This is a genomic window from Mucilaginibacter sp. P1_D10, from assembly GCF_056406215.1.
Window position 1 is genome coordinate 130509 of sequence record NZ_JBFUAP010000021.1, and the last position, 19229, is coordinate 149737.

Sequence of the window (19229 nt, forward strand, 5' to 3'; positions counted from 1 at the left end):
CTATCGCTTCGCTTCCTTCTCAAACACCCTTTTCACCAAAAAACCCGACATCGCGCTCATCCCCCCTATCAAGCCACCAATCAGAACCGTAACCAACAGCAACAGCAACCAATGTGATAATTGAAACAGGTGCGCAACGCGGGTAGCCAGGATGTTCTCGTTCGGCAAGCTTTTCAGCAGGGCCAATGCCAGCCAGGCCAATGCCAATGCACCAAAGCCCGACCAAAAGGCATGGCCGGACGCTTTACCTAAAAATATTGCCGAGGCAAATGCAAATATGCAGGCCACCCACCAGGGCAATATAAACCCGCTTATAAACGATAATAAAAGTATCAGTGCGAATAACATAGGTTTATTTGCTAAGGGTTAAGGTTGTCTTGATTCGGGGCGATTTTTGGGTTGGCGATTGCAGGTACAGCAGTTCGTTTAGCTTGCCGTCTTTCCAGGTCTGTAGCATATCGTCGTAATAAAAGCTGCCTGGGTTGCCGCTTTGCCCGCCGGGTAATATGCCGTAGCCCTTTACCTGCGGGCCTAATTGCACCACCATGCGCCATGATGGCCCGTGCCCGTCGATAAGCGCGTTTACTGTTGAACCCGCACCACCGCTTGCAAAATTGCCCGAGCCAAAACCCGGCAGGTTGGCCAGATGCCGCACCTCAAAGGGTTTAACTTTACCCCATTGCCAGTTGCCGGGCTTGCCTTGGTCTTTTACTAATTTATCTACCGCTACGTTAAAGCTGCGGCTCAGTACATCTGCGGCAGTCTCTTTCGTAGAGGTATTTCTACTGTCGAACCATACGGAGTTTGGGTCTTTCAGCAATAATTCCTCTGTCCTGTCCATCGATGGCCAGTTGAGCGGCATATCCTTGTCAGAGAAATTATTTTGCCAGGTGGCCCGGTAAAAATTGCTCCACCAGTTGGTGAATATAGCTGCCCCTTCCGAATCGGCTGCCAAAAACTTATCCCATTTCTTAAGGATGTTGAGGGCTGTTGTTTGGTTCTCATCCAGCTTGCTGGCATCGAGATATTTGAGCATGGTGGGCAATATATCCTGCGCGCGGATGCTGTAAGTATCTGTTTGCAGAATACGCATGCTATCGGCAGTGGCTTTTTGCATCGCGCCGAGGCGGTCGTTAATACGCTTGCCACGTTGGTAGGGCGCAAACTGCCAGTTGATGTAATACGGGTAAGTTGGGTCGGTAGAGCTCTGGTTGGCCGAGCTTACGAAGCCGCGTGGCGGGTTCTTCACCGTTGGGTTCTGTTCAAAAGGGATAAAGCCATGCCAGTCGTTAGCCGGGTCGCCGCCATCCATCAGGAATTTGCCCTGGTCCTTATACTTCAAAGGAAGCTTGCCGTTTGGGGTAATGGCTATATCGTTATCAACAGAGGCGAATACAAAGTTTTGCGCCGGTGCGCTGAAGTATTTCAAGGCCTCGCGGTAGTCGGCATAATTGCTGCCGCGGTTAAGCAGGTAAAAGGTTTTAAACTCGTTGCTTTCGTCGTGCGCTATCCACTTTAAAGCATTGCCCACGGGGATATTATCGTGCCCTTTGGCCATACCTGCATTATCATAAACCACCGGGCCAAATCGCGTGTAACGCACGGTATCGATGATATCCCGCTGGCCTTTTACGGCAATTTTCTCAACGCGGAGGGTAACTTTGTTCCATTGATTGTTGTACCAGTATTCGTTGCGGCTTTCGTCTTTAAATTTCAGCTGGTACCAATCTAAAATATCAGCATCAACATTGGTTACGCCCCAGCTTATTTTTTTGTTATAGCCGATAACGATGCAAGGCGCACCGGGCAGTGATACCCCGTAAACATTTACGCCGGGCGCCGATAACTGCATCTGGTACCATATGGATGGGAAGGTCAGATCCAGATGCGGGTCGTTAGCCAAAATGGGATAGCCCGATGCGGTTTTGCTGCCATTAATGGCCCAGTTATTACTGCCTATGCCCTCTACCCTTTCCTTCATCTTCATGCCCGTAAGCAGCTGCGCTTTAAAGGCCGCAGGCGGCGCAGGAATGGGCAGCGGTTTAAAATCCCATTTGGTACCTACCGGGATGATAGGACTCTCGTGCATAGGGTAATCGGGAAATAAATCGTTGGTTATCTTTGCGYCAAACTTATTCAGTACATTGGTCATAGCCAGTTCGTTGGTGCCGCCGGCTAAAGTTTCAGACATCAGCTTGAGCAAAAACGCGCAATTGATGGGCTTCCATTCCTCTGGTGCGTAATCCAATAGTTTGAATTCAATAGGATAATCTCGTTTAGATAACTGGTGTACATAGCTGTTCACCCCATCGGTATAAGCGTTGATAACCACCTTCATCACGGGGTCCTTCATCATAGCTTTCAGGGTATTTTCGGCACCGTACACCATGCCCATGCGGCGGTGGTAACGGTCAACATCCAGTGCTTTTGCGCCCACTACTTCGGATAATCGGCCCGATGCGCTGCGGGTTTGGATGTCCATTTGCCAGAGGCGGTCGCGCGCTGTAATAAAGCCCTGGGCATAGTATAAATCGTGGTCGTTTTCGGCGAAGATGTGGGGGATGCGGTTATCGTCGTACTGTATGGTTACCTTGCCGGTAAGGCCATCAATCTTCAGTTCTTCGGCGGCATCTATGTTTTTGCTTTCGGCATTTTGCCAAAAACCGGTGGCCGGGTTCAGGAACTTGCCTATAGGCGGTATATCGCCAAATTTTGTTTGTAGTGCCCAAATGAGGGCTGTGGTAATTATTAATGAAACCAGTGCCTTAAAAATTTTCATCGGGATGGGAATGGTGAAGCAAGATAGGGAAACGAGCGCGATTATGCGCGGAAAGATTTGCCAAATTTAAAAAGTTGACAAATCTAAATTACTACTTACGTCATGTTGGACTTGTTTCAACACCCCATCATAAAAGTCGTCATTTGCAAAGCCATTTCGCATTGTGGCCAACTTGTAGATGGGGTACCGAAATAAACGGCATGACGTATTGATTAAAAAGCAGTCGTATCGCTGTATTTCGGCTTCCTCTTCTTATAATGCCGTTTAGCCTTTTTGGGCTGTGTTACTTTATTTTGCGCGCGTTGCGCTTTTCCTTCCTTGCGGAACTCCCATGGCGGGGTTGGGTTGGCATCTTGCCAAAGGCCCAGATGGCTTTGTCGGGCTTCTTGCTCCAGTGTGGCCAGTTGCGGGCTTTTTGAGTAGGCGAGGTATTGCCAGGCATAGCCATTTTTCACCAAGGCGTAATTTACGTTGGTGCCATCGGCCAATTCTACCTGACCTACCGTGCGACCGTACCTATCCTGCGTGTTGGCTATAAGCTTTACCTGCTTGCCAAAGCACAGATCTGATGTAAATTGTTTGGCAGCCTGACCGAATGCCTGGCTCTTCTCGGGACAATCCACCTCGGCAAGACGCACTGTAGTTTGGATATTATCGGGAGAAAGCAGTACCATAGTATCGCCATCTTTAACGCCCACTACTTTGTAGATGTAATCTTTGCTGGTGTCTTTTTCGTCGTTGTTACAGGCGGTGGCAAGTATGAGGAGGAAAAGGAAAAAGTATCGTTTAAGCATGGGGCTAAACATCGTAAAAATTATGCATGGTTTTAATTAACCGCAAAGAACGCAAAGGATTTGCAGCGGCGTTAGCGCAAAGAACGCAAAGTCTTGCAAATTATTTAGTAAGCTTTTACGGTTGCAAGGCTTTGCGGCTCTTTGCGTTTTTCTTTGTGTCCTTTGCGGTTAAAACTAAATCGCTTATTTCCCGTGCAAACTCAAGGCATTCCCATCAGGGTCTATCACCGTTGCAAAACGCCCCCAGGGCATTTTTTGGGCGGGCTGCACTACCACGCCGTGGGCGGTCATCTCTTCGATATCTTTATCCAAATCCTCGCATTTGATAACCAAGCCGCGGATGCTACCCGGCGGCATTTGGGGGAACCAGTTCACCAGCGTAATAGAGGTATCAGATCCGGGGATGCCCAATTGTATCCAGTTAGAGCCGCCTTCGTATGGCGCTTCTACTATCAGCGTGAAGCCCATTTTTAAATAAAACTCCTTGGCGGCCTGTTGGTTGGATACAGGGATAGAAATAATCTCGATACCTTTCATTATGGTTGTGTGCTTTGTGGTTATAACATCATAAAAGTATAAATAAAAAATAAACCCGTTATTTGTATGGTTATTTATTTGGCAATAAGGAGGATGTGATGAGCAAGTTTACCGTACCCGATAAGGTTTTATTTGTATGTACCGGCAGCAAATGCGCCAAGCGCGGCGGTAAGGACATGTATAAGCTTGCCCATAAATTTGCCAAACACGCTAAGGATGATATCGAAGTCTTCAGGATAGAATGCACGGACAGGTGCGATTATGCACCGGTATGTACCATATCTCCGGGGAATACTTGGTTAAAAGAGTATTCGCCTAAGGAAGTTTTGAAATTGCTGGAGAGCTAAAAAGCCCCATCCGGTCGGGATGAGGCTTAAATATCATAGCCCTTCTCCTTCGGAGAAGGGTTGGGATGAGGCTTCTTACGCTTAGCCGTTGTATTCTATACCGCCAACGTGCTTGTCTATCTGCCACCTGCCGGTGCCTTCTTCGCCAATCACTTCGAATAATTCCAGTGCACGGCGTGCTTTGTATTCTTCTTCGCGCTGCTCTTTCAAAAACCAGTTCAGGAACTCGTTGGTAACAAAGTCCTGCTCTTTTAAGCAACGGGCGTAAATATTTTTGATTGACTGGGTAACGCTTATTTCCTGGTCTAAAGCTTCTTCGAAAACTTCGCGGAAAGAGTTATATTCCTGCTTGATACCGGTAACATCGGGCGAAATGGCGTTGCCACCCATATCCAGGATGTATTTATAAAATTTTAGTTGGTGCTGGCGTTCTTCTTCGGCCTGTTTGAAAAAGTAGTCAGAAGAAAAATCGTAACCATTGCGGTTACACCAAGAAGCCATGGCTAAATATACGGAAGACGAATACGCTTCTTTTTTTACCTGCTGATTTAAAAGCGACTCTACTTCGGCAGAAATCAGGCTTTTGATACGGATAAGATCTTTCATGTTCTTGTGGTTTTAGAGCTGATAACAAAAGGCAACAAACGTGCCGATTTATTTCGCTACACAATAATACCGCTATAAATCAGCAGCAAAGAAAATAAAAGCAATATGAATTCAGTCTAAATTATTTGTTAACACGACAGGCGGTACAGGCGGTCCTGTATAATGGTGTTCAGTTCAAACATCACGAAAGTTCCCTCTAGTATTTCTTTAAGGGCGATGATTTGCAGTAGGGTAAGCACGTAGGTATGGTCGCAGGCACAAATGAAGATGATTTCTACATCGGGCGCTTTGCCGCTGTTCAGCAGACGGTCTTCGATATCTACATGATAAACCGCTTTCTTCAATTTCAGCAGGCAACGGTAATCGAATTTATTAAGTTTACCCGCAAAATCAACGTACCAGCAACGCTCTTCATCGCACTGGTATATAGCGCCTTTTGTGGTGCTGAATACGTTAGTCCAGGTAGAAAGCTCTTGAGTATGCTGCGTTGTAACCATGTTTGCAATGCAAAGGTTGTATTTATTTATAATTAATCCAAATAATGTTAACAATTATTTATAATGATTATTAACAACCAAAACCTACATTAGCGGTTTAGTATAAAGATGAGCATCATAAAAGCCTGCATATTCGACCTCGACGGCGTTATCGTTGATACTGCCGTGTACCATTATAAAGCCTGGAAACGCCTGGCTAACGAGATGGGTTTCGATTTTACCGAACACCAAAACGAGCAGCTTAAGGGCGTAAGCCGCATGGCATCGCTTGATTTGGTGCTGGGCTGGGGTAATATTACCGATGCTACCGATGCCGAGAAGGAAGAAATGGCCACACGCAAAAACAACTGGTACACGGAAATGATTAACCTGATGACACCAGATGAGATACTCACCGGCGCAGGCGAATTTGTGCAGAGCTGCCGCGATGCAGGCATCAAAACGGCCATCGGTTCTGCAAGCAAAAACACGCCGATTATATTGGCCAAGCTGCAATTAACCCCCTTATTCGATGCCGTGGTAGATGGCAACAGCGTAAGCAAAGCCAAACCCGACCCGGAGGTATTCCTGAAAGGCGCCGAAGCCCTGGGCGTATCCCCTGCCGATTGCGTAGTATTTGAGGATGCCGTGGCGGGTGTAGAAGCTGCAAAAAACGCAGGCATGAAAGCCGTGGGAATAGGTTCCCCCGAAACACTTAGCGAAGCCGACGTAGTAGTGAGCGGTTTGGATAAGGTTACTTTAGATATGATAGAAGCATTGTAGCACTGAATGTTTTTTTGAAATGAGAAGAATTGCCTTTTTAATTACTTTTTTAGTAAGCATTGCTACCGCCGCCCTTGCTCAGCAAAAACCATTACCGCCCATAACCATTACCCCATTGGTTAAAAACTACTACGTAGTAACATCGCATGGCTACCCAGATAAGGATAGCGAACCATACCCTTCTAATAGCTTATTTGTGGTGACAGATGCCGGCATTGTTTTGATAGATACCCCCTGGGGCGAGGCGCAAACGCAGCAGTTGATAGACACCCTCGATAAAACTTACCATAAAAAGATAGTGCTTTGCATTGCTACCCACTTTCATGATGATAAGGTTATTGGTTTCGACATACTGAAGAAAGCCGGCACCAAAACCTACAGCAGCACGCAAACCTATAAACTCGCCAAAAAGGAGCACAATAAACTGCCCGAATTTACCTTCGGTCGCGATACTACTTTTACGGTAGGCGGCTTAACCCTAAAGACCTACTACCCCGGCGAAGGGCACACTAAAGATAATATTGTGGTGTGGTTCCCCGATGAGTTGGTGCTGGTTGGCGGCTGCCTGGTGAAAAGCCTGGATACGAATAGCAAAGGATTTACCGGCGATGCAAACCTGGAGCAATGGCCCGCCGCTATCGAAAACGTGATTAAGTATTACGGGCACGCCAAATATATCATCCCCGGCCACCTCGGCTGGCAAGGCGGCATTGAGCAGTTGAGCCACACCCTGGATATAGTGAAGTAGAAATTATCGGATTGCCGGAATGACGCTAAGCGGGAATTTGCCCAGCGAGTAGCGCTTTCTTTTGACTGTGCTTTAAATAACGCATGACTAATAGGTTCTTCAAAACCACAATGGCACCTATAATGATAATGTTATTTAGCGATTCTAAATCGACCAGGCCTTTGCTGCCAATAACAATGTTATTAAAAATCACGATCACCAAATTGGAGATAAACAAACAGCAGATATCTAAAAGAACCGGGTAAACGATGGTGTAACCCTTAAGGCCATACTTCCGCACAATCAAAAAATCTGCCAGATGGCAAATAATGACGAACACCAGGATACCAAAGAACACCCCACTCTTTAGGCTTGCTTGATAATAGTTAATCTTTGAAAAATTGTTGATGAGGAAGTTTTGAAATTCCGGATATAAGTTTTCTGCCGCAAAGAAAAAAGTTACGAATAGCAGGAAATGGAATCCATATTTCAGCAAGGCGTGCAGTATGATTTTATCCTTTAGTTTTTCCATTTTAAAATTTGTTTTTATTAGTCACACCGATAAGCAAAGCGCACTTGCATATCCGCTCTGCTTGCCGATGATTATTAATGCATCTTTTTGTTTTTCAAAGGAATTAATGAGCCCCCCTTCGGTCGGTTGTCCGCGTCGCCCCAACGCACTTTCCCCTCGCCGCTCCTTACAGTAAAGACCCGTTGGTGGAGCGCTTTGGGGCGATGCCTTTGGCCCGGGCTTTCCGTTACAAATCCTCGCGCAGCCGCACAAGCCAGCCCTTCGCTGCGGGTTTTCCACTGCAATCCCTATCGCGGTGGTAGTCGCCAACCATCTGCTGGGTGGCGGCCCGCCCTATTGCTTACTTCACCGTATAAGTCGCCTTATTCATCCCTACCCCGGTAATCTTCAACGATTTCCAGTTGGCGGGCAGCTTGCTTTTTATTTGTACAATGCCCGCTGGCGTAATGTCCAACCCGCCGAAGCCCATCAGCATAGCTTGTATAATGCCCCCGGCTCCTGTAGCAAAGTATGGGTTGGTACCGCCTTTGGTTTCGGCTATCACGCGGAATGGCGGGTTAAGATTAGGCTCGTAAGCTTCCTTAAACCAATGGTAGGCTTTGTCGCCATTGCCCAGGCGGGCGTATAGCAAGGCGAAAACGCCCTGCGTCATCGCCGGGGTGCCTTCGTTAGGCACACGAGTTTCGTAGTATTCCAGGTCTTTTTTTATCTGGGCCGGATCGGTGATGGTTTTCAGCGGGTAGGCCAGCAGGTTTACGTCGGCTTGTTTAATGCCCTCGCCTTTGTAAGTGGCAAACTCGGCGGTTACGCCATTATCCATCTTCAGGATAGGGATATTGTTGGCTACGTTCATCCAATCGGGGTTGGCGGTCAGGCCCAATATTTTGGCGGCAGCGGTTGCGTTTTTCAGATTAACCTGCGCGGCAGCGTTAGTAAAGGCGTTGTTATCGATATTCTCCGCCCATTCATCGGCAGCAACTACGTTCTTGATATCGTAATGGCCGGGTCCGTTGCGCTCTACCCGGCTTGCCCAAAAATCAGCGGTGGCCGATAGTATCGGCCAGCCTTTCTCGCGCAGCCATTCCTTATCCTGCGTTACGCAGTAATAGTTCCAGGCGGCATTGGCTACATCCGCAGTAATATGGTGTTCAAAAGGGCCGCTCAATGCCCAAACAGGCGTTTCTTCTACCCCGCTATCGGCACTTTCCCAGGGGAACATCGCTCCTTTATAACCATGCGAAAACGCATTCTTGCGGGCGGCATCCAACCGCTCGAAACGATATTCTACCATCGATTTGGCGATCTCCGGGTGCAGCACCAGCATGGCAGGGAACATCCACAAATCGGTATCCCAAAAAACGTGGCCGTTATAACCCAGGCCCGAAAGGCCCATGGGCGATGGTGATAAAGCCGTGCCCTCGCGCGAGAACGAGTATAAATGGTACAGCATACTGTGCACGTCTTGTTGTGACTGGGCATCGCCTTCTATCTGTATATCGCTCTCCCAAAGCTTGTCCCACGCCTGGTTGTGGAATTTGATCAGCCTGTCCTTACCTTCCAGCAGGGCAAAAATGGTTAAGCGCTCGGCCTCGTTCAATGGGTCGGCATGATGGGCAGAGGTAATGGACGAGCCTGTTACGCCATAGGAATAAGTTTGCCCCGCAGCAACCTGGTGGCTGAATTTCATCAGGTGCATGTTATTATCCCACATCTCGTGTATCACGCGCGGCTCCTGCCCGTGCGGTTCGTTGAACAAGAACGAAGTTGATGCACAAAGCTGCAGCTTGCCCGTAGGACTTTTTGCGGTGGAAGTTAACAAGCTGATAGTTACATGCGGACGGTCAATCTCATTATAATAGTTCTCTACCTGTTTCAAGGCATCGGGTGCCTCCATTACGCTGGCAGCGGTAATAGTGATTGCTTTTTTGGCAGTCACGGCAACATCCATCAGTACAGTATAAGGCAACTGCCGCAACGAATAGTAGGTGTATTTTATGCTCGCCTTATCGCCATAATCGAAGGTGGTGGTCATGGCGGCGTGCTGCATATCCAGCTCCTGCTTAAAATTGCTTACCATTTTGGCGTCCAGGCGGCGGCCATCAACCTCCAGGTACATGTTTAGTAAATTGAAGCTATTGAGGAAATTGCTTACCCGGCCGCGGCCATACAAATCATACGCGCCGGCCAGCACCACATTCTTCACCTTGAACGGCTCGGGCGAGGATACGATTCCAATCATGCCGTTGGCTACGGTAATGCCGTAGTAGTTCGCCGGGTCTATCTTATCGGCTTTTATTACCCAGGGGTCCTGCGCCATCAGCTTTACCGATGCCGAAAGGCTCATCAGCAAGCAAAACAGTTTAATACTTCTCATAAAATTGGTGCTATTTTATTTTCAATTGCAGTTTTTGGGTAACCAATTGCCCTATTTTACGTCCCTGCACGTTACCAACATCGCAGGCAATTTTATAGTGGATGCCGCCATAAACACGGGATATGGCCGCTTCCAGCGCCGCCGCACGGAACGACGGGAAACTGCGCGGCTCGATACCGAATTCAGATTCAGACGAATCGGTGTAAGCAATATTGTCGCCAAATGCACTAGTCAACACTTCGGCAGCAGCAGCCGAGATAACCGCGTGACCGCTGATATACTCGGGGAAAGGCGGGGTTTGTATGTAAGGACGCCAATCGGCATCTATTTGTTTAGTAATAACCGTTTCGGGGCGCACGCTGTTAGCCTGATATTTTACGTACCAGCAGTTGATGAATGCATCGAATAAGGCGATAGATGTTTCGGTGTAGGCTGCTACGGTTGTACCGAAGTCGGCTTTTTTTAACCTGCTGCCTGTGCCGGCAATATTCATCCAGTGCCCGCCGGGCGAGAACTTTTTGGTCGCGAAGGACGCATGGCCTATCACATTCAACTTAAAGGCGTTATCGTCCCAAAAATCGGCTATGTGTTTTTGCTCTTTGTTCAGGCTGTCTACCAGTGTTTTAACCTCCATAACGTTCTTGTAAAAAACGCTGTTCTTATCGGTCATGTTATAGGCTGGCGGCTCGGGTGCAGCAACCTGCGATGCCGAATCCAACACCATCGGGCGTATTTCGCCCCAGTGCGGCTCCAGTGCCTGGGCATACATGGGTGGCGTGGGTATCCAACGGCCGTCTACACGTTTTACGGTATATTTACTTGCCGAGCGTGTTTGCGCATAATGGTCCTTCTTGCTCCATTTAAGTATGTATTTGGCTACAGTATCGGCATACGCCACGGTATTATCGAACACGTCCGATGGCATACCTGCGTCCTTAGCCTTCTGTTTCAGGTCGTCGATATAGATCGACATGCTGCCTTCCGGAAAGGTAACCGCGTTGCCTACGGTGCAAAACGACAGCATGGAGGCAAACTTGAAATCGATCTCGATATCTTTTGGCGGGGTTGGTGCGGCGGGCAGGTGCTTTATTTGGCCCGATAAGCTGCGGAAATGCTTAGGGTCGCCGGCGGCTATTACCTGGTATGCGGCAATATTGGCGTACACATAGTTGCGCGACGCGATAACCGGCGGGAAATTATTCTCGAGGACGATATCGTTTAATTTCTTTACCGTAATGCGGTACAGTTCTGGGTCGTCGGTAACTTTTTGATAATCAGCTTTCTTGCAGGATGCAAAAGTTAGGGCTACACCTGCAAGCAAAATCAGGAAACGGTTCATAATGATGTATTGGTTTACGGAAAAACGCCCGGGAAACTGACGCCAGGCAGGTAATGGTTTTTCTTTGTTTAGAGGCTAATATAAGGGTTTTATTGCTAATTGGCGGGCATAAAATTGTTTGATTTTACCACATTGAATTAGTTACTTTTGCAACGCAAAACGCGTTCCTGCGTATTGCTTTTTTATTTGTTATTTATCCGTTTTATGAAGAAACCTGCTCTTTTAGTATTAGGTGCATTGTTATTGGCTTTCATCAGCCTTTATTTTATTATCCCACAAAATATCACCGCTACCAGTACTGTTACTGTTGATGCCGTAGATGGCAACGTATTCAAATTCCTGGTGAAAAAAGAGGCCTGGCCCAAATGGTGGCCCGGCGAACATATGGCGTCAGACAGTAATCTTTTTGCCCTTAACGGCAGGCTGTACACCATTCAAAAAGATGCCAATAGTTATATCGAAGTAGACATCAATACCGGCAAGGTGGAATTAGACGGCAAAATAAACTATCTGGCAATAGACGATGTTTCTACGAAAATTACCTGGGAAGCCGTTAAGCAAAGCAGCCTTAACCCCTTTACACGGGTAATGGAATTTATGCACATAAAAGACGAGCAAGCAGACATGGACAGCATATTGACCAGCTTCAAAAACTTCATACAAAAGGACACGAATGTTTACGGGCTGCGGATAAAAATCGTAAAACTAACTGATAAAAACATGCTTGCCACCAATATCACTACGAATGCTTTGCCATCTACATATTTATTGGGCAAAATGATTGCTGACCTGCGCCAGCAAATAGCTGCGCAAAATGCAACCGAGACTAATAAACCAATGCTCAATATAACCCCAACAGACTCTAATGCTTATCATGTGATGGTAGCCATCCCTATTAACAAGGTTATAAAACCCGGCGTCAAATCTGTTATCAACAATTTAGTACGTGGCGGTAATAGCATGGAAACAGAAGTGAAAGGCGGCAGGCATACCATCGATAACGCTTTTGCGCAAATGCGTGCTTTCCAGAAAGACTATAAGCTTACCTCTGTAGCCATGCCTTTTGAACTAATGGTGACCGACCGCATTGCACAGCCCGATACCGCCAAATGGGTAACCAAACTTTACTGGCCCATCCTTTAAGGTCTACTTACTTATCAGGAGCAATTTACCCTCGTAAGTAACTACCACATAGCTTTCGCCCGCGGCGGTCTTAACCAATTGTGGCGCGGTCATTTCCTGGAAGTTGAATAGCGGGTTCACCCAATATTCGGGCAATGAAAGCTGTTTGGTTTGCTTATCGTAATGCATGGTAACCAGGCCCAGAGCATCGTACTTACCCTCATAGGGCACTACGCCCCAAAAGTTGCCGTTTAGCAATACATCGCCCTGCTTATTGTTTAGCGCCGTAACCGAGCGTACAGGCGCTTGCTGATATAGATAAGGTAAAGCCGTAGAGGCTGTTGCATGTAGTACATCGCTAATGAACAGGCTTTTAAACTCATTGGATACCAGGCGGCTGTTTTGGTTGATGCGGTCCTCAAAGATATCCTCGGTGGTTTTATCTGCCATCTTCTGAAAACTCAGGAATTCCTTTTTTAAATAAGGCAGCTCCTGCTCCAGATCGTTCTTGGGGCGGAAAGGATAATACCTGCCTTTATAGGGGTACGATAGGATGAGGTCGTTCTTGCCATCGTTATCCAAATCATTATTGTAGGCGTACAAGGGCGCATCGGCCGATACGTTGTACTTGCTGTTTTCGCCCCAGTTGCCGGCTATCAGGTCGGCTTTTCCGTCGCCATCCAAATCGGTAATGGTGGCAGATTGCCACCAGCCTTTTGCCGCGTCCAACAACGGACTGCTGAATTTCGCCAGGTTTTTGCCTTTGTTAAGGAAAATCTGTACCGGGTTCCATTCTGATGCTATGATTAAATCTTCTTTTCCGTCCCCATCGATGTCTTTAGCGGTTATCTCGGTTATATATTTCAGCGTGGTGATTTCTGTATAAGCCTTCGGCGATGCCAGTACAAAATTGCCATTACCCTTGTTCAATAAAATGGTTGATGCCGCCGGCGCGGTATAATCCACAAACGATACACCCGCGCTCAGGAAGATGTCTTTTTGCCCATCGCCGTCAAAATCATAAAAAAGTATCTTTGACGCCAACTGCTCCGGCTGCGGGATAGCCTTATACTCAAACTGGTAATTGCCCTTGTTGATGTACAAGCGCACAGGCTGCCGTTTATTCGATTCTAAAAGCGGGTGATTTACAGTAAGCACCAGTAAATCGGGCAGGCTATCGTTATTTACATCGACCCATTGCGCGCCGGTATCGCCGTAATCTTTAAACGCATCAAAGGCAGCAACGCTCACTTTTGTGAAGCCGCCGGCCTTGTTGCCTGCCAAAATATATTTGTCATCGCCTGCCATACCGCCCACGTAAATATCGTCGAGGCCGTCTTTATTTACATCGGCTACGGCTACCGGCGGGGTGTGCGGCAGATAGGTATGCGGCAACAGGTTGTAATAATTAAAATCGGGTATTTCGTTCTGCTGCAGGGTGGCGAGTATGCTTGCCTTCACTTGCACATAGCTAAACTGCGCATTGCGTTTGGTATAATTGGTTATCAGGCCAACCATATCTGTAGTTTGCTGCGTTTGGCTTTTGTTGTAGGTAATCAGCGTTTTTTTGTTCGGGCTGAAGCTTTTGATAACCTGGTACGAATTATCAGGCCAAACCACCATCAGTTCTACGGGCTTATCGCCGGGCAGAAAGGTAAAGGTAAGGTTGTTATTCTGCGTACTTTCGTAAGCGGTGCTGGTTTGTATCTCCTGATGGTCAACCTCGTTGTTGGAGCGCAGAAAAAACTTTGTGCCGATACCATCCGGATTTAGCGCGGTGTATTTTACGCTGAAGTTTAGGTAAAGCGGCTTGACATCCTTAGCCTTCTCCATCGTCGTGTTCTGATAGATAGACGCCAGGGCATCCATATTATTGGTCACCATATCCAGATCGCCGTCGTTATCCAGATCGATAGAAACCGCACCTGCCGAAATGGTGGTATCGCGCATATCGTTCCCTTCGGATATATCGGTAAATTTCAGTTTTTCACCCGCGTGGTACAAATAGTTGTGCACCTGCCCGTCGGGCATCAGGTTTATTTTTTCTTTATCGAAGAAACGGCTCGTCTTGAAATCCTTTACTACGGCAGGGTCGCCCAGGTATTTCAGGTAATCCATATCATTAAGGCGTTTTTTGATGCCGTTGCTAAAAAAGATGTCCTTGCGCCCGTCCATGTCAAAATCCTGCACTAAAGGCGACCACGTCCAATCCGTAGCCGACACGCCCGCATACAGACTCATATCAACAAACTTGCTGCCGTTGCCCACGTTTAGTTGCAGGCTGTTTTTCGAATACTGGTAGTAGTACCCTGCATTCACCTCCTGGTTATAAATATCCAGCGGCTCGTCGTTTATGGTCGATTTTAGTGCTTTGATATCCTCGGGAAGCATGTCTGTACTTATCACATCCAAATGCCCGTCTTTATTGATATCCGTTATCGCATTCCCCATGGAGAAGAGGCTGGTATGCCCGAATGCGTTTTTCATTTCCTCTTTAAAGGTGCCATCCTTTTGGTTTACGTAGTAGTAATCCTGCTCAAAGAAATCGTTGCTTACATAAATATCGTCCCAGCCATCGTTATTCAGGTCGCCCACGCTTAAGCCAAGCCCATACCCTATTGGCGCCGAATAAATACCCGAGCCCTGCGTTACATCGGTAAATTTGCCATTATCATTGCGGAACAGGTGATCGCCCGCATCATGGCTGTATTTAAAGCGCTGGGTAGAATCGCCATAAGTATCTGTGCTGTGTACCGATGAAGTGAGCAGGAACATATCCAGATCGCCGTCTTTATCATAATCGAAAAAGCTGGCCTGGGTAGAGAAGCCTGAAAAATCGAGACCATACTTAGCTGCCGATTCGGTAAACGTGAGGTCGCCATTGTTGATGTATAGTTGATTTTTACCCTTGAAGCCTTTAAAGTTGCTCACCACGCAAACGTAAATATCCTTTAAGCCATCGCCGTTGATGTCTACCACGGTTACGCCGGTTTTCCAGTTGCCGGTGCCGGCAAGGCCCGCTTTTTTTGTAATGTCTTCGAATTTAAGCCCGCCCTTATTAAGGTACAGTTTGTTTTGGCCCTGGTTAGATACGAAGTAAAGGTCCTGCAGGCCGTCGTTATTGAAATCGGCAGCAGCGAGGCCTGCCCCGTTGTAGAAGTACAGGTAATCCAGGATATTTACCGAATCGCTTACCACGTTACGGTTCACAAAATCGAGACCGCTCTCGCTGGCTGGTACAAGCTTAAAAATACCATCACCTGCTTTTTTAGATCCGCAAGAATAGAAAAAAGCAATCAAAGCAAGCACCACACAGCATACTGCCACTGTGGAGCGGAGAATTATAGGGCGGGTATTAGGTAAGCGTTTTTTGCGCTTGGCGTTCTTCATTTTATAGATATTCCAGGTTTTCTACCGTCAAATGGTTCATGCAGGTTTACGGGCGTAATTTATAGGCTTTCAGCTTATCGTCGTTCAGGCCGAATAAAAAGTATTTCTCTCCATTGGCATTCTTTATTATCAACGACGAACGCACCTGGCCCGACAAATCCATCCCGCTTTGCGATGGCGAAATATACGTAAATCCGCCTTTACCATACTTATAAATTTGACCATGGCTGGCATCTAAACGGCCAACTTCGGGTTTAAAGCCATAAAAATTGCCGCCTAATATAATCGAGGGGATGCCGCTGCCGTCCAAATCCTCGCAAAGGATAGTATTTACGTTGGCCAACTGAGCGTTATAAGGCAATGCCTTCGCTATAAATTTGCCCCCCTGGTTTATGAACACCGCCGAAGCCAGATAGTTCATTTCGTGCGTTTCAGCTCCCTCCAATTGTTCATCGGGGAATATCTCGCTGAACGGCTTGCCTGCGTAATCGTTGTATTTAAGGTATTTCTTTTTGAGGATAGGCATTTGGCCAACCAAATCAGGCTTCATGTGGAACACGTAAGGGATGTGGTCGCTCTTGTACATCGATGTTACGCACTCTTTGGTTCCATTCTTGTCGAAATCTTTCACGTAAATCTTCATCGGTTCCTCAAAGGATGCTTTGAATTTGATGTTGAGCCCAATGTTACCCGCTACGATATCCGGTTTGCCATCGCCGTTCACATCGGCAATCTGCAATGCGCTCCACCAGCCCTTGTAGTTATCCAATTGTTTATCATGGGTAAATTTGCCCTTGTTGTTCATGAATATCTCAATCCCCATCCAGTTACCCGCCACTACCAGGTCGGGATAGCCATTGCCGTCGATATCCGCCCATTGTGCCGATGTTACCATCCCCAGCTTGGTATCGGCACCAAGCACCTGTGCAGATACATCGGTAAAGTGCCCGTCGCCATTGTTGTGGAACACGTATGATTTTGGCGATACCCCGTAAGTACCGGGCACGCTCCGGCCGCCGATGAATAAATCGAGGTGGCCGTCCTTATCGTAATCGCAGGCCATCATTACCGATGCATTTACCGGTGCCGGCAAGCTTTTCTGCGGATTGCGGTGCAGGTTGCCTTTGCCGTCGTTCTCATAAAAACGGGGGAAATATAATGGGTTTTCGGGTTCATCTTCGTTGCCGCCTACGCCTATGATCAGGTCTTCGTCGCCATCGCCGTCAAAATCGCCAAAGGCTGCGCCTGCGTTTTCCATGTAGCTCTGCTTGCCCAGGTCATCGGGCACGTATATCTTAAACCTGCCGTTTTTTTGTTGCAGGTAGATGGATGCCGGACTATCCTTCGAACTGCCGAAGTAAAAATCTGCGAGGCCGTCCTTATTTAAATCGCCTTTTGCCATGTAAGGGTTCTCGGTAGAGAGCATCTGGAGCATCAGGCGTTCGTTATCGAAATCGATGAAACCGTTCTCTGTGTGGGTGGGCACAGAATCGAACAAGGCTTTGGCGGTTTCGGCAAACAGCGGCTTAACCGTTTTCCTGCTGAAATCGTAAGTGCCCTTCGCATCCGCGATGTTGTAGGTGTATACTTTGTTCGCCTTTACGTTTTTTGCCACCTGGTATTTACCGCCGGGCCAGATAACCTGTACAGAATCTACCGAAGCTACCTTGCCGAGGCCAATGGTAATTAAATTTGGTGAGGTGCTGCTCTGGAAACCGCGCGTTGGCTGCTGATAGTAAACCAGGGCCTGCCCCTTGCTGAATGTTTTTATGGTTGCCCCTACCCCAAACCGGTTCAGCTTATCGCCTTGCAGCTTTATTTGGATAAAATTATTCTTCAGGGTTTCTGCATTGTTTTTGTAGATGTATAAGGGCGAGTTTACGTTGTTGACGATAAGGTCGTTATCGCCATCGCCATCCAGGTCGCCGTAGGCCGCACCGTTGCTGAACGATGGGTCGTCCAGCCCAAACTCCTTTGCTTTATTGGTAAAAGTGAGATTGTGGTTATTAGAAAATGCGTAGTTGGATAGTGGTGTCGACACCATCTTGTCCGTAAAATCTTTATAATCGAATGATTTTTTCTGGGCTATTTTATCCATATTTTCACGGTTACCCAAAAATTCGATGTAGTCCTGGTCGGTAAGGTCTTTATAGATGCCGTTTGATACGAAGATATCTTTCCAGCCGTCGTTGTCCATATCAAAAAATAGTGCGCCCCAGCTCCAGTCGGTAGCGGCTACGCCTGCATTGAAGGCCACTTCGGAGAATGTTCCATCGCCGTTGTTGAGCTGCAGGCAGTTTTGCATGTATTGGTTAAAGTAACCATCGTGCTGTTTTAGTTTTATTACGTCGAAGGATTCGAAGGAGGTCATCTTCTTCAAGCGCTTGTCGCCTTCAGGCAACATCTCGGTGGTAAAAATATCCAGGTTGCCATCATTGTTGATGTCGGCGATATCCGAGCCCATCGATGCCAGGCTCAGGTGGCCGGTCTCGGCTTGTATGTCTTCTTTAAAAGTGCCGTCCTTTTGGTTGATGTATAGGTAATCGCGCTCAAAAAAATCGTTAGATACGTAGATATCCGGATAGCCATCGTTATTTACATCGGCTACCGATACGCCAAGGCCAAAGCCGATATCGCTGCTAAATATGCCTGCGCCTTTGGTTACATTGGTAAAGTGGCCACCATCATTGCGGTAAAGGCGCGCTCCGCCCAACTCATCTATGACAGCCCGCAAATTCTTGCTGAAATCGAAAGAGCCTATAGGCCTGAAAGAGTTGTTGAGCACGAAGCAATCCAGGTCGCCGTCGTTATCATAGTCAAAAAATATGGCCTGGGTAGATAATCCGTTATCCACCAGGCCATACTTTTCGGCTTCCTCTTTAAAAGTGCCGTTGTGTTGGTTTATAAAAAGTTCGTTGCCTTTCCTATCGATGATATTGCCGCTATGGCAAACGTAGATATCCAGCCATCCATCGCCGTTGATGTCAACCATGGTAACGCCGGTGCTCCAGTATTTGGTGCCCTTAACGCCGGCCTTATCGGTAATATCTTCAAACTTCCAGTTGCCTTTATTCAGGTAAAGTTGGTTGCCGCCCTGGTTTGAGGTGAGGTACACATCGTTAAGCCCATCGTTGTTTATATCGCCAATGGCCACGCCGCCGCCGTTGTAGTAATTGCGGAAGGTGAAAACGTTGGTGCGGTCCTGCTCGTTTAGCGTGTTGGTAAAGTTTATGCCTACGGCGCTATTGTCCTGCAAAGAAAATAGCGGATTATCGACGCGTTCTTTGCCGCAGGATACCAATAAAAAAGAAGCAATAGCAATTAGGGTAAACGGCTTTTTTTTAAACATTATACGTTTAGAAAAAACAAACGTAGCGAATTACTTCGCTACGTTCAAATCAAATATAAAACTGTAAACTGGTT

The 19229-nt window shown here is 47.3% G+C and carries 15 protein-coding genes; 4 read left to right on the forward strand and 11 right to left on the reverse strand.

What is annotated here, in order from left to right:
- The 4 genes from AC1DYT_RS24440 to AC1DYT_RS24455 form a co-directional block, all read right to left on the reverse strand.
- Complete coding sequence (locus AC1DYT_RS24440) at positions 1-348, reverse strand: hypothetical protein (protein WP_477472114.1); 348 nt, start codon at positions 346-348, stop codon at positions 1-3.
- A 4-nt stretch (positions 349-352) separates the two neighbouring features.
- On the reverse strand, positions 353-2779 hold the full coding sequence (locus AC1DYT_RS24445; protein ID WP_477472115.1) for a penicillin acylase family protein: 2427 nt from the start codon (positions 2777-2779) through the stop codon (positions 353-355).
- A 212-nt stretch (positions 2780-2991) separates the two neighbouring features.
- The gene (locus tag AC1DYT_RS24450; RefSeq protein ID WP_477472116.1) at positions 2992-3573 is read right to left on the reverse strand and encodes a thermonuclease family protein; all 582 of its coding nucleotides are present in this window, start codon (positions 3571-3573) and stop codon (positions 2992-2994) included.
- A gap of 183 nt (positions 3574-3756) precedes the next feature.
- Positions 3757-4110: a VOC family protein gene (locus tag AC1DYT_RS24455; protein WP_477472117.1), complete on the reverse strand. Its 354-nt coding sequence runs from the start codon at positions 4108-4110 to the stop codon at positions 3757-3759.
- A 62-nt stretch (positions 4111-4172) separates the two neighbouring features.
- Here AC1DYT_RS24455 and AC1DYT_RS24460 point away from each other — a divergent pair, with 62 nt between their 5' ends.
- Positions 4173-4457 (forward strand): (2Fe-2S) ferredoxin domain-containing protein, encoded by a 285-nt coding sequence (locus AC1DYT_RS24460; protein ID WP_477472118.1) that lies wholly within the window; start codon positions 4173-4175, stop codon positions 4455-4457.
- Between the two features lie 81 nt (positions 4458-4538).
- On the opposite strand, the gene AC1DYT_RS24465 is transcribed toward AC1DYT_RS24460, so the two are convergent.
- Together AC1DYT_RS24465 and AC1DYT_RS24470 are read right to left on the reverse strand one after the other, a co-directional pair.
- Positions 4539-5063: a ferritin gene (locus AC1DYT_RS24465; RefSeq protein ID WP_477472119.1), complete on the reverse strand. Its 525-nt coding sequence runs from the start codon at positions 5061-5063 to the stop codon at positions 4539-4541.
- A gap of 128 nt (positions 5064-5191) precedes the next feature.
- A complete protein-coding gene (locus AC1DYT_RS24470; protein WP_477472120.1) occupies positions 5192-5560 on the reverse strand; it encodes a hypothetical protein in 369 nt (122 codons plus the stop codon).
- A 108-nt stretch (positions 5561-5668) separates the two neighbouring features.
- Here AC1DYT_RS24470 and pgmB point away from each other — a divergent pair, with 108 nt between their 5' ends.
- Together pgmB and bla are read left to right on the forward strand one after the other, a co-directional pair.
- The gene (gene pgmB / locus AC1DYT_RS24475) at positions 5669-6322 is read left to right on the forward strand and encodes a beta-phosphoglucomutase (RefSeq protein ID WP_477472121.1); all 654 of its coding nucleotides are present in this window, start codon (positions 5669-5671) and stop codon (positions 6320-6322) included.
- Between the two features lie 19 nt (positions 6323-6341).
- Positions 6342-7070: a subclass B1 metallo-beta-lactamase gene (gene bla / locus AC1DYT_RS24480; protein ID WP_477472122.1), complete on the forward strand. Its 729-nt coding sequence runs from the start codon at positions 6342-6344 to the stop codon at positions 7068-7070.
- 25 nt (positions 7071-7095) lie between these two features.
- On the opposite strand, the gene AC1DYT_RS24485 is transcribed toward bla, so the two are convergent.
- The 3 genes from AC1DYT_RS24485 to AC1DYT_RS24495 form a co-directional block, all read right to left on the reverse strand.
- The gene (locus AC1DYT_RS24485) at positions 7096-7581 is read right to left on the reverse strand and encodes a hypothetical protein (RefSeq protein WP_477472123.1); all 486 of its coding nucleotides are present in this window, start codon (positions 7579-7581) and stop codon (positions 7096-7098) included.
- Positions 7582-7921: 340 nt separating this feature from the next.
- A complete protein-coding gene (locus tag AC1DYT_RS24490; protein WP_477472124.1) occupies positions 7922-9955 on the reverse strand; it encodes a glycoside hydrolase family 65 protein in 2034 nt (677 codons plus the stop codon).
- Between the two features lie 10 nt (positions 9956-9965).
- Positions 9966-11294, reverse strand: coding sequence for a vanadium-dependent haloperoxidase (locus AC1DYT_RS24495; RefSeq protein ID WP_477472125.1), 1329 nt, complete (start codon positions 11292-11294; stop codon positions 9966-9968).
- A 204-nt stretch (positions 11295-11498) separates the two neighbouring features.
- On the opposite strand from AC1DYT_RS24495, the gene AC1DYT_RS24500 reads away from it, so the two are divergent.
- On the forward strand, positions 11499-12437 hold the full coding sequence (locus AC1DYT_RS24500; protein WP_477472126.1) for a GyrI-like domain-containing protein: 939 nt from the start codon (positions 11499-11501) through the stop codon (positions 12435-12437).
- Between the two features lie 3 nt (positions 12438-12440).
- On the opposite strand, the gene AC1DYT_RS24505 is transcribed toward AC1DYT_RS24500, so the two are convergent.
- Positions 12441-15806: an FG-GAP repeat domain-containing protein gene (locus tag AC1DYT_RS24505; RefSeq protein ID WP_477472127.1), complete on the reverse strand. Its 3366-nt coding sequence runs from the start codon at positions 15804-15806 to the stop codon at positions 12441-12443.
- A gap of 46 nt (positions 15807-15852) precedes the next feature.
- Positions 15853-19155: a VCBS repeat-containing protein gene (locus tag AC1DYT_RS24510; RefSeq protein ID WP_477472128.1), complete on the reverse strand. Its 3303-nt coding sequence runs from the start codon at positions 19153-19155 to the stop codon at positions 15853-15855.
- Between the last annotated feature and the right edge of the window lie 74 nt (positions 19156-19229).

Bases quoted from the DNA above. Each gene is read 5' to 3' on its own strand.
- AC1DYT_RS24440 (WP_477472114.1), bottom strand. From the start codon at position 348: ATGTTATTCGCACTGATACTTTTATTATCGTTTATAAGCGGGTTTATA.
- AC1DYT_RS24450 (WP_477472116.1), bottom strand. From the start codon at position 3,573: ATGCTTAAACGATACTTTTTCCTTTTCCTCCTCATACTTGCCACCGCC.
- AC1DYT_RS24455 (WP_477472117.1), bottom strand. From the start codon at position 4,110: ATGAAAGGTATCGAGATTATTTCTATCCCTGTATCCAACCAACAGGCC.
- AC1DYT_RS24465 (WP_477472119.1), bottom strand. From the start codon at position 5,063: ATGAAAGATCTTATCCGTATCAAAAGCCTGATTTCTGCCGAAGTAGAG.
- AC1DYT_RS24470 (WP_477472120.1), bottom strand. From the start codon at position 5,560: ATGGTTACAACGCAGCATACTCAAGAGCTTTCTACCTGGACTAACGTA.
- pgmB (WP_477472121.1), top strand. From the start codon at position 5,669: ATGAGCATCATAAAAGCCTGCATATTCGACCTCGACGGCGTTATCGTT.
- bla (WP_477472122.1), top strand. From the start codon at position 6,342: ATGAGAAGAATTGCCTTTTTAATTACTTTTTTAGTAAGCATTGCTACC.
- AC1DYT_RS24485 (WP_477472123.1), bottom strand. From the start codon at position 7,581: ATGGAAAAACTAAAGGATAAAATCATACTGCACGCCTTGCTGAAATAT.
- AC1DYT_RS24490 (WP_477472124.1), bottom strand. From the start codon at position 9,955: ATGAGAAGTATTAAACTGTTTTGCTTGCTGATGAGCCTTTCGGCATCG.
- AC1DYT_RS24495 (WP_477472125.1), bottom strand. From the start codon at position 11,294: ATGAACCGTTTCCTGATTTTGCTTGCAGGTGTAGCCCTAACTTTTGCA.
- AC1DYT_RS24500 (WP_477472126.1), top strand. From the start codon at position 11,499: ATGAAGAAACCTGCTCTTTTAGTATTAGGTGCATTGTTATTGGCTTTC.
- AC1DYT_RS24505 (WP_477472127.1), bottom strand. From the start codon at position 15,806: ATGAAGAACGCCAAGCGCAAAAAACGCTTACCTAATACCCGCCCTATA.
- AC1DYT_RS24510 (WP_477472128.1), bottom strand. From the start codon at position 19,155: ATGTTTAAAAAAAAGCCGTTTACCCTAATTGCTATTGCTTCTTTTTTA.